Annotated in this window: 11 protein-coding genes; 3 read left to right on the forward strand and 8 right to left on the reverse strand. The window is 21.0% G+C overall.

Annotated elements, in window-relative coordinates:
• Positions 1-1,068 (forward strand): hypothetical protein (locus VAMP_RS02990; protein WP_439099513.1); only part of this gene is annotated, 1,068 nt, incomplete at its 5' end.
• A 71-nt stretch (positions 1,069-1,139) separates the two neighbouring features.
• On the opposite strand, the gene VAMP_RS02995 is transcribed toward VAMP_RS02990, so the two are convergent.
• The 8 genes from VAMP_RS02995 to xerA all read right to left on the reverse strand — a co-directional run bounded on the left by VAMP_RS02995 (position 1,140) and on the right by xerA (position 11,038).
• Positions 1,140-3,881: a hypothetical protein gene (locus VAMP_RS02995; RefSeq protein WP_213349068.1), complete on the reverse strand. Its 2,742-nt coding sequence runs from the start codon at positions 3,879-3,881 to the stop codon at positions 1,140-1,142.
• A 115-nt stretch (positions 3,882-3,996) separates the two neighbouring features.
• Positions 3,997-4,467: a crossover junction endodeoxyribonuclease RuvC gene (locus VAMP_RS03000; protein ID WP_213349069.1), complete on the reverse strand. Its 471-nt coding sequence runs from the start codon at positions 4,465-4,467 to the stop codon at positions 3,997-3,999.
• Between the two features lie 25 nt (positions 4,468-4,492).
• Complete coding sequence (locus VAMP_RS03005; RefSeq protein ID WP_213349070.1) at positions 4,493-5,362, reverse strand: hypothetical protein; 870 nt, start codon at positions 5,360-5,362, stop codon at positions 4,493-4,495.
• A 68-nt stretch (positions 5,363-5,430) separates the two neighbouring features.
• A complete protein-coding gene (locus tag VAMP_RS03010) occupies positions 5,431-6,630 on the reverse strand; it encodes an aminotransferase class V-fold PLP-dependent enzyme (RefSeq protein WP_213349072.1) in 1,200 nt (399 codons plus the stop codon).
• 25 nt (positions 6,631-6,655) lie between these two features.
• The gene (locus VAMP_RS03015; RefSeq protein ID WP_213349074.1) at positions 6,656-7,357 is read right to left on the reverse strand and encodes an aspartate/glutamate racemase family protein; all 702 of its coding nucleotides are present in this window, start codon (positions 7,355-7,357) and stop codon (positions 6,656-6,658) included.
• Between the two features lie 3 nt (positions 7,358-7,360).
• Entirely contained in the window at positions 7,361-8,347 is a 987-nt protein-coding gene (locus tag VAMP_RS03020; RefSeq protein WP_213349076.1) for a dipeptidase, read from the reverse strand.
• A gap of 23 nt (positions 8,348-8,370) precedes the next feature.
• Positions 8,371-9,747, reverse strand: coding sequence for a hypothetical protein (locus VAMP_RS03025; RefSeq protein ID WP_213349078.1), 1,377 nt, complete (start codon positions 9,745-9,747; stop codon positions 8,371-8,373).
• 466 nt (positions 9,748-10,213) lie between these two features.
• Complete coding sequence (gene xerA, locus VAMP_RS03030; protein ID WP_213349080.1) at positions 10,214-11,038, reverse strand: site-specific tyrosine recombinase/integron integrase; 825 nt, start codon at positions 11,036-11,038, stop codon at positions 10,214-10,216.
• 79 nt (positions 11,039-11,117) lie between these two features.
• Between xerA and VAMP_RS03035 the strand changes: the two genes are divergently transcribed.
• Positions 11,118-11,396: a hypothetical protein gene (locus VAMP_RS03035; protein ID WP_213349082.1), complete on the forward strand. Its 279-nt coding sequence runs from the start codon at positions 11,118-11,120 to the stop codon at positions 11,394-11,396.
• Positions 11,397-11,679: 283 nt separating this feature from the next.
• Entirely contained in the window at positions 11,680-12,177 is a 498-nt protein-coding gene (locus VAMP_RS03040) for an HIT family protein (protein ID WP_213349084.1), read from the forward strand.
• Positions 12,178-12,184 lie beyond the last annotated feature (7 nt).

The following is a 12,184-nucleotide window of genomic DNA, read 5'->3' on the forward strand; positions in this document are numbered from 1 at the left end:
ACTAGATGGACTACACCAAGTGATGAAAATGATGAACAAGATGAAAATAATGAAAATGATGAACAAGATGAAAATGATGAACAAGATGAAAATAATGAAAGTGATGAACAAGATGAAAATAATGAAAGTGATGAACAAGATGAAAATAATGAAAATGATGAACAAGATAAAAATAATGAAAATGATGAACAAGAGGAAAATAATGGACAAAAAAAATTATCGGAATATATAAAAGAACTTGAAGAACAGATACAATCTGAACAAAAATTGATAAATAGAACAAATATTACAATTAATACTCCTATATTTGAAACTAATAATGTACAAAATACAGTAAGTAAATTAAATAATTTAATTTTACAAAAAGTAGAGAATAAGAAAATATCTTGAAAAGATTTGGAAAATTTTGTAGAAAATTATAATAACTTTTTAATGATTGTAAAGATTATTAGAGATATTAGTGATAATAATGAAATTAGAAAAGAATGAAAAACTTATGTTTCAAATATTATATGAATATTAAATTCATATGAAGAAATAATTCCTTCTAGTGAATTACAAGATAAAGAGTTTGAAATGGCTTTATCTTTCTTAAAAAGATATTGATTGACAAAATATAATAGTGTAGATGAATTTAGACCAAATGATGAGCTTACAAGACAAGAATCAGCAAGTTTTTTTGCTTGATTTGCAAAAGAAGTTTTATGAATACAAGAAACCAATAATAATTGTTCATTTATTGATATAGATAATGCAGATTATACTTTAGTACCAAAAATTAATTCTGTATGTGCTATGTGAATTATGTGAATGAATAATAATGAGTTTAGACCATTTGAAATTATAAGTAGGGCAGAGTCGTTTACAGTATTGGTAAGATCTATATTATGAGATAATTTAGATGAAACTGTAAATCCTCGGTGGGATAATTACTTCAAAGTAGCTCAAGAATTAAATCTTACTAATGAAGTTAGTACTTGGGATCAAGATAGACCTATAACTAGATATGAAATGTCTTTAATTTTATATAGAGCTTGGTTAGGTTCCGAAGAAACATTATCTCAATAATAATAATTATTTATATAAAATAAAAAACTATTTCCTTCAATGGAGATAGTTTTTTTATCAAAAATATTTTATTATCTTCATTCTATTACTACTGGTTTTTTACAATTTCAATGATCACTTTTGTCTCATGTACAATTATATCTATTTTTTACAATAGGAGAAACTTTATTTATATTATAATTATCATTTTCATCTACATAAGAATTTCTAAGAAAATTTATATCATATCTTTGAGAAACTTTGTATGCAAATGCATTATTAAATAAGAAATTATCTTGATGTATTCTCCTACCTCATGGTAAAACAACTTCTTCATTTGTATTTATTATTCATCATCAATATGTATTTCTAGAAATTATATTTCATTTTATATACAATTGTTGTTTCAATTTTTCATCATTTAAATTATATTGCATTATATCGCTTATTGTTCAATTCATATTATCTATAGAAAGTATACTTCAATCTGTTGTTATATTAGTTTGTATAGTATCTACTTCATTTCATATATATATATTTCAATTAATATTCCATCCATTTGTTTTATTAAATTTTATTGTTCCATCATTACTAAATGAATAAATTTGCAAAAATCAATCATTCTTTATTTTTATATCTGATGATATTATCATTTTACAATCTATAAATACTAATTTATTTTTTCATTCAACATCTGAAATTAAATCTATTATTATTTCATTTCAATTACAATTATATATTTCATTTCAAACATTTCTTATTTCTTTAATTTCATTTCTATTTAATTCTTTTTTTCATTTTAAATTTCTAATAACTTCCTTTCTTTTTTTATTTATATAATTAGAAAACGAAATTCAAGATCATCATATTTGATTTTCATTTCAAAATGCTAATATTTCTTCTATATTATATCATCTATTTAAAATTCATGTAATATCTATTCAAAAAAACTTTCATGCTATATTTAATCTATTTCAATCTATAGATGTATTTGGTATTAATTTAACTTTTTTTCAATCTATTTCGTATTGATAATGTCAATTATAGTATTCCACTTTATTTAAATTTGTTCATGAAATTACTATTTTTCAATCTATTTTTGAATTTCAAAATCAAGAAAAAACTTCTCATTCTTCAAATACACAATCAAAACATCAAACTGTATCTCATACAATATCAAAATCTTCCAAATTAACATTATTTATAAGTCAAGTGTATACAAGACTTATTTCATTTTCTTCGTTGATCATAATTCAATCTCAAACATTTATTCACTGAAATCATATACTTACTATATTTTGAAAATTTAATCATTTAATTTTTGTTCATATTGATATATTATCATAATTTATATCAAGTTGAGCTGATCTTACTGGTTTATAACTTCAAATTCTAATTTTAATTTCTCATTCTTCGTCTGTGCTAGTATCAAATATGTCATAATTAAATCATGTTGTGTAATTTGTATTATCTGTTTCATCTAAATCAAAAAAATTTCAAGTATCTTCTATTTTTATATTTCATAAATCAAAATTAGGTACTGTATATCAATATTGATTTAACATTTTAATATTAATATTACATTTATCTCATTTAGCTTTGGCATTACTACAGTTTGGATTTAAATAATATATTGATTCTTTTATTTGTTTATCTGGATCTAATTTAATTTTACTAGTTTCAAGACTATTTGAATTTATATTTAGATATTGTCAAAAATCATATTTTCAATCTATTTTGTAATAAATATATATTCAATTTTCATCTACTTTTTTTCAAAAAGGCATTAGTTTTATTTTAAATGGATATTTGCTATTAACATTATCTCAATTTATTATATTATAACTTATTCATTGACTTGATTCATAATTTAAATTTCATATTCATACAAAATTACTTATTCAAGTAGTTTCAAATTCTGCATCAATATTTTCTCATATATATTTATTTCAAACTCCACTTAATTTTAAATCAATATTTCAAGGAATTTCAAGATTTATATTTCAAGTAAGAACTTTATCAGTATCTTTATCGTATATTATATTTATTCATAAATTATTTTGACCAGCTATAATTCAAGATATTTTTCAATTTTTTCAATTTTTTCAATTTATTTCACTTAATTTATATCAATTTACTTTAGTTCCATCATTTTTATCAACTAAATTTTTTTCATTTAGTTTATGATCATTAATTAATATAGAGTTTATTAATTTTCAATTATTATCTCTAAGTATTATTTTATAATTTAATTTATCTGAAAAATTTGCTTTTGCATTTCATATAAATATTAATTTACTTTTATTTTCATCAATTAAATCATAAACAATTTTTCTTGATTGAATATCTGTTTTTACTAATTCCCATTGCCACATTCATAATCAATTAGAATAAGATTGTCCAGTATGATAATATAATCATTCATCACCTGGATTATTATATCTATTATCATTTTGATCAGAAAAAACATAATAATTATCGCTAATATGTTCAAAATCTATCCGTCATCAAGCTGCTAATTTTGCCATTCAACGATATTTTCAATCTCAACAAGTATATGTTCATTTATCTCAATATTGAAAATATACTTCTCATATTTTATTTGTATATCAAGTTCATATTACTGGAAAACAATGATGTTCACCTCAATCTTTTCAATCTATAATTTTAGGATTATTTTTATCAACTTTAACTTCATAAACTATTCATTCTTTTTCTCATTCAAAATTAAGTTCATCAGTGTCTTTTATTGAAGCAAAGTTAAAAAAATTTGATTCTCAATATGTTTTGATTATAGATGTTATTATTATAAATAATATTATTATCTTTTTCATTTTTATATATTTTTATTTTTAAAATATAATTACCTAATATTATATATTAATAATACTTATTTGTCAATATAATATATATAAATTATATTTTAATATTTAGAAAAATTTTATATTTTTATTTTAGTATACTACTAATATATGCCAATCATAATGCATCTGCTGCATCATCATATTCTGGAATTTTTTCCAAAGAAAATATTTTCATTACAAAATTTTGTACTGTAATTTTATTTGCTTTAGTATTTCAAGTTATATATTTTTTAAGTTCAATAGGTGATAATTCATAAATTTTAATATTTTTTTTAATTAACAAAACATATAAAACAGCTCTTACTCAATATACAAATTCTGCATTTGCTTGATTTTTATTTGTAAAAAAAAGTTTTTCCATTCATGCTTTTTGTATATTATATTGATTTATTATTTTTTCAAAAAAATTTTGTATTTCAAATATTTTTTGAAAATAATCTTCTCTATTTGGATTTTTTTTTTCTTGTAAAAGTATTCAAGCATCAATTATATTTAGATTTTTATCTATTATTGCATATCATAATTTTCTAGCACCAGGATCTATTCATATAAACATAATTTTTTTTTAAAATAAAAAGTTATTACTTAATATTATTTTTTTGTTCCAAACATTTATATATATGGTATATATATACAAAAAAATATACAGAAAAAATATAAAATAATATATTATTTAAAATAATACTAATTATATTTGGTAAAATATCACTAAATGATGATAATAATCAACTAATAACTAATGCTAAAATACCAATAAGTAATAAATAAATAAATATTGTCCAAAAATTTCATTTAGTAAATTCTTTACTCATAGATATAGCTTTTTTTCAAAAAATATCTTCATTTAATACAAGCCAAGGAAGAGGAAGTAACTTTATATAAATTACCATCATATATATATATTGAAATATAAATATTAATCAAAATATTGGTATTAATAATAATAAGTTTTTATTTGTTATGGCTCATAAAAAATCTGATGAAAAACCTGGTCAAAAGTATATATATAATATATAAAGAAATAATACTATTAATAGTATTAAACTTGGTAAAAACATAGTATACAAAAATAGAAAAAATGTTTTTATAATTTTCCATATATTTCAATATATATAAGAAATTCATTTTAGTATAGTAAATTCTTTATTTTTCAAAATATTATTTATTCAATACAAAAGTAAAAAAAATAAAAATATTCAAATAATTAAAGATAATAAGTACAAAAAAGTAAGTATATATAAATAGATATTAAAGTTATCATTTCATGTATATACTTTACCAAAAATTAATCGAAAAAATGCAAATATAAAAAGATAATTAATAATTGTATTAATAAACATAAAAAGTAAAACAATTAAAATTGATTTATTTTTTAAAACTTGTAAACTTGAATAATAAGATTTTACAAAAATTTGTTGTAAATCTATTTTATTGTATGTTTCTTCTGTCATTATATATATTTTATATAATATAAATTAATTAATTATAAATTTTTTTTAGTAAAAAACAATAACTTTTTTTAATTAATAAATTCATCAATTGCATCAAAAAATTTATCTATATCATCAAAATTATTATAAACATATAAACTAACTCTGCAACTACTCAAATATCACATAAATTTTAAATATGGATGAGCACAATGTCAACCACATCTTATACAAATATTTTTCATAGCCATAAATTCACCAAATTTTATTGCTGAGAAATTTCATTTTAATATAAAACTAAAAACTCATAATCTATTTTTGGTATTATTTTTTCAGATTAATTCAATTTTATCGGATCTTTTTAAAAATCAATCAAGCATATATTTAGTTAATTCTTGTTCTTTTTCCCAAATTTTTTTGAAACCTCATATTGATTCGATATATTCAAAAGCTTTTAATAAACTTATAGCACCAGAAATATTTGGAGTTCAAGCTTCAAAAGCTTGTATTCAATTAAGAAAAGATACGGATTGTAAAGAAACATCTTTAATATTTCATCAACCACCAAAACAAGGATTCATTTTTTTTAATAAATTTTTATTTGCTACCAAAACTCAAATTCAAGTATTTGCCATCAACTTATGACCAGTAAAGATAAGAAAATCAGCATTTATTTTTTGAAAATCTACTGGAAAATTTGGAACTGCTTGTGATCAATCTACTACAAATATAGTGTCATCTCTAAGTAAATTTCAAATATTTTCCAAATCAAATATAGTTCAAGTTAAATTTGAAACATAAGTAAAAGAAACTATTTTTACATTTTTATCATATTTTTGTTCAAAATCTTGTAAATCTATATCTCCATTTTTATCTATATTTACATAATCAATTTCAATATCAATTTTATCTTTTAAAATAAGCCAAGGCACTATATTTGAATGATGTTCAGCAATACTAAGTAATATTTTATCTCAATTTTTTAAAATATTTGAAAAATATAAACTCATAGATAAAATATTGAAAGCATATGTAGAATTGTAAGTATAAATTATTTGTGATGATTTTACATTAAGATTTTTGGCAATTATAGATTTGGATTTATCATACAAATCTTCAGAAAAATCTGATAAATTATACATTCATCTATGAATATTTGCATAATATTTTGATAAATGTTCACTAATTCAATCTATTACAAATTTAGGTTTTTGGCTACTTGAGCAAGTATCAAGATATACTAAAGTTTTGTCGTCAAAAACTGGAAAATCTGATTTTATATCAAACATTAAAATAATGTAAAAAAATAAATTATTAAGATTTATTATGTATATCAATAATTTGTTGACATACAATTTCTATCGGGTCAAAACTAGGAATTTTTTCAAAAAAACTATCTTTTCAGAAAATATAAGAAATTTCTGTACAAGCATAAATTACAGAATCAAATCAATATTTTTTTTGTAGTTTTTCAGAATTTAAAAAACTTTTATAAAAAAAATTTATAGCTTCAAAACTTTTTCAAGCTTTTACTGAATAAATAGCTTTCATAATAATTTCTTGATTTTGTTTTGTAAGTTTTATTAAAGATATATCAAATTTTTGACAATATTTATCATATACTCAAGCTTGAAAAGTTCAATTTGTTCATAATAAAAGAGGCTTTTTTAATCATTTAGATTTAAGATATTTAACAGTTTCATTAACTATATTTATTAAATTTGCTTTTTTTACAATAAACTCATCAAAAAAATGATGAGCAGTATTACAAGCTATCACAATATGTGTACATCATTGTTCTTCCAAACTTTTTATTCATTCATTAATTTTTGTAAGTGGAGAAATTCAATTATTTAAAATAGCACAAGTTCTATCTGGTATATCAGGTTTAGTATATAAAATAGTTTCAATATTTTCTAAATCATTTTTTGCAAAAGTTTTTTCTATTAATCTTTGATTAAAATACAATCAAGCAATAGCTCACATTCATCATAATATTCACAATTTAACAAACATATTTTATAATATTTTTTTTATAAATTCAAAAGCATTAGTATATAAAATTTTTTCTATTTCAGAAACAGTAAATCAATATTCTATCATTTTATCGGCAAGAATTTGAAAATCACTTGATTGCTGAAATTCATTTATTAAATCATTTGAAGTAGTTCAGTCAAAATCAGATCAAATAGCAATATAATTTATTCAAACTAAATCATAAACATATTTAATAGATTTCAAAAAATCATCAAGTTTATTAGATCATAAATATTTTGGATGTGGCATAAGTCATATTAATCATCAAGATTTTGCAATAGCTTTTATTTGTTCATCATCAATATTTCTATTATTTTGTATCAAACAATTAACTTGAGTATGTGAAATAAATAAAGGTAATTTGGTATAATTTGCTATTTCCCAAAAAGATTTTTTTCATATATGTGCTAAATCAAGTATTATATTATTATTTTCAATATAATCAATAACTTTTTTTCAAATTTTTGTAAGGTTTCAATTTCATCAAGCTCATCAAGCTAAACAATTATCAAAATTCCAAGTAAGAGCAATAGATCTAACTCATCTTTGATAATAATAATTTAAAATTTTCAAATCTGATTCTTGATCTATAAAATAAAATCATTCCATATGTTTTATTAATCATATATTTTCATCAAGATTAACTTTATCTAAATCATTTTTATTTTTGATAGCAAAAATTTTTCAATTACTATTTTTCAAAATATAATCATAATAATCAAGTTGCTGTTTTATTAAATATCTTCTAATATTTATATCTTGATTAATTTCATTTGGCATTAAACAAGATGCACCAAATACTAATTTTACATTTCATTTTTGCAATCTAGGTAAATCAACTTGATTATTTACATTTAATCAATAATAATTTCGTCATTCATTTATTCAATTTTCAACAAAAAAATTTTTGTGTGATAATATTAAAGAATTGTCAGCCCAATCGTTATGTAAATCTATAATTTTGTACATTACAATATATTTTTAATATAAATTTAAAAATTTTTTTTCAAAAAAGATAATTGTTTTTTAAGATCAGACATATTAATACTTCACATTTTTTCAAAAATTTCATTTCTTTCAGATTCAGAATATGAATATAAATCAAATTGAGAAAAGTAATTTGAAGTATTTCATATATGATCAAATAAATAAGAAGAACAAAAAGTAGATTTTATTAATTTTATAAGTTCTTTATTTTGTGATTTATATTTTTCTATTAGAGAAGAATATTTTGCTATAACATATTTTATATCAGTAATTCATTGACTTTTAAGTTCTTTTATTTGTATTCATTTTTCAATTGAAATTTGTGATAATTTTTCATTATTTACAAATAAATCATTTATTGCAGTTCTAATATTTTTATCTAAACTCAATAATTTAATATTAGCAGTAGGAACAATATTAAAATTTAATGTAGCTGGAATTTTTAAATCACTTTTTTCCAATAATATTGAATATAATTCATTATAAATTTTTCAAAAATTTTCTATATAATTAACCATATCAGGTCAAGAACAATGATAAACTGTATCTTTATTATATTTTATAGAATCTATAATTCAAAAAAGTATAGTATTTATTATATTACTTAGTATAGGTCACTTAATTTCATCTCTTATTTCATTAAAATCGGAATCAAGTGGATTTTTTATTACAATATCACTCATAGCATTAGTAGATTTTTCAAATCTTTCAATTAATTCAGATTTTTTTATTTTCAAACTTGATCAATAAGAATTTGTATTTGAATCAAAATACATATAATCATCATCTATATATTTTACAGTAAGTATTTCTCAATTTGGTAATATATATCTATCAAAAATAAAGTTTAATTTATCATAATCTCAAGATTTTTCTATATTTTCAAATAAAGTAGAAATAACTTTTAATACTATTTCTTTATTCTCATCAAGCCATTGAGAAAAAGTTATTATTTCTGTTTCAGGAAAAGTTTTTTTAGTAACTTCATAATGAAAAGCTCAAATTCAATCAGAATTAGAAACTATATTAAATATATCTGAATCTAGATGATGTGGTAGATTTAATGATTTAGGTAGTCTAGAAAGAATACTAATTTTATCTTGTTTCTTTTCAAATATTTCAATTTCTTCTCAATTATAAATTATACTTCAAGGTTTATAATTTTTATCTTTAGACAAAATTGTTCTATCATATAAAACACTTGGTAAACCAAAATGCATTATTGATAAATTTGATGGATATTGATTTCCAATATGTGCACTTCTAATTACAGGAAATCATTGATCAAATAATTCTCTCAATTGATATAAATTAATATTTTCACAAATTTGTATATTAAAATTATTTCATATTCATTCTTTATTTTCTATATTTGAATTCATAATATTTAGGTTTAATGAATTAAATTATCTTGATAATAAGCTCAGTTTTGTATTAGCAAAATTTGTCTGACTTTGCTTATAGCAAAGATTTAGCACTACCTTTACTTAATTGTAAAGTAAGCTTGCATCAGCTAGGGTTTACCACTGGTTTACAAATCTTGTAAACTCAGGAGAAGTAGCACTCAATTAATTTTGAATAACATCTTCACATTGCACCTTTCATTTAGTATTTAAACTAAACTAGTTTCTGTCTCTGTGGCACTTTCCTTTGTCTTGACTATCAATCAAGTATTCCAATTGTCTTTAACAATTAGCCTTTTTGCGATGCTGAGACTTTCCTCTCATAAATATATTTTTATATATTTACAAGTATTGCTTGTCAAGATTATTTATATATAATTAAAATAATATTATTTTCAATAGAATTTATATTTTTTTTAAAATTATTTTGAATTTTGTAGTATTATTAAAATAATGTATCAAAAGGATTCTCTATTTTATCTAAACTTGGATTTGTAATATGAGTATATATTTGAGTAGTTTTTATATTACTGTGTCAAAGTAGTTCTTGAATATATTTTATATCTACTCAATTTTCAAGTAAATGTGTAGCATATGAATGTCTAAGTGTATGAGGAGTAACATTTTTCATAATTCATGCTTTTTTAGATGCATTTTTTACAATATTTTGTATACTTTTGTCGCTATATATATAATTTCATTCTCAGGGGAACAATAATTCATTTGGTTTATATTTTTTATAATATATTTTTAATAATTTTAATATTTCTTTTGAAAGAGGAATTGTTCTATCTTTTGCTCATTTTGATTTTTTAATATATATTTTCATTCTTTTTGAATCTATATTTTCTATTTTTAGATGTATAAGTTCTGATAATCTAAGTCATCAAGAATATATAAGAGATACTATAGTTTTATGTTTTAAATTATCTATACTTTCAATAAGTTTTTTAACTTCTTCTTTTGATAATACATTTGGAATTTTATTTTCTTTTCCTCTAGGTTTAATATAACTAAAATCATATTTTTTTCAGAGAAATTCATTATAATATAGTGTAATAGCTCAAATAATTTGTTTTTGAAATGAAATTGAAATACCTTTTTTAACTTGGATATTGACATAATTATAAATTTCTTTTTTTGTTAATTTTGTATTGTCTAAATAATGATTAAATAATTTCATTAAAATGCTTGTATAAGTTTTTATAGTATTTTTGGAATATTTTTTTATATGTAACCATTCACTAAAATTATTAATTTCTTCTCACATAAATATTCGTATAACAATCTAAAATAGATTAAAAAAACGATCTTATTGATTTTTAGAGAGAAATCAATATATTTTTGTTATGTGAAATAATTTATTTTTTAATTTTACTACTATGAAAAAAACTATGGTAATTTTATTTCTTGCTCTATTAATAATTACAGGCTGTTCATCTCAAAAAAATATTACTAATAAAAATCAAGATTTATCTCCTGCTGAGCAATATTGTTTATCAAAAGGTGGAAAAATTGAGGTTCATAAACCTGATGAAAAGGAAAATAAAGTATGTTTTATAAATGATGGTCTTGATGGTATCAGGTGTAATGTTGATTTATTTTTTGAGAAGAAGTGTGGTCATTAAAAAATAAAAAAATGCTTTTGTATAAGGAGTAAAAATATCTTTTTAAAACTCAAGGGGGCGTTGCACTTATTTTTTCTTCCGTTTCTCTACAGAAAAAACACCCTCGCCTAACACAGTATATCTAGCTCTCTCGTGCCCTCGCTCGACCCATATTTGCTTCCATAAATTAAATTGATAAAATGGAATGGAAGCAAACATCAGATATACTGAAACGTTGTGTGAAATAAGTTTTGAGCCCTAAATCGGAAAGTTTATAATAATTTAAATCTCTTAATTTTTTATTATGGCAAACTACAAGTCATCAACAGACGAAGGAAAATGTATCTTTTGTGAAATTATAAAAGGCAATATCCAAACTCCTGGAATTTTTTGGGAAGATAACGAGTTTATGGCATTTTTATCAACATGGCCAAGTGTTGAAGGTTTTACTGTTGTAGTTCCAAAAGAACATTATGGCAGCGATTGTTTAGCACTGCCAGATGATGTTTTGCAAAGATTTATTTTAGCAACGAAAAAAGTTTCCAATGTTCTTTTGAAAAATTTTGATGATGTTGGTAGGGTTGGTCTAATTATGGAAGGAACTGGTGTTGACCATGCCCACATAAAACTCGTTCCAATGCACGGAACAGGTCATATGAAAAAAGGAGTTTGGAAACAATATCTTAGCGGAAGGTCAGATTATTTTGAAACATATGAAGGATATATAATTTCAACAGATGGTCCAAAAGCAAATCCAGAAAAAATAAGAGATTTAGCAAAAAAATTAAGAGATGCTCAATAACGGGCTC

The sequence above is a fragment of the Candidatus Vampirococcus lugosii genome, from assembly GCF_018420025.1.
Lineage (GTDB): Bacteria > Patescibacteriota > Gracilibacteria > Absconditabacterales > Absconditicoccaceae > Vampirococcus > Vampirococcus lugosii.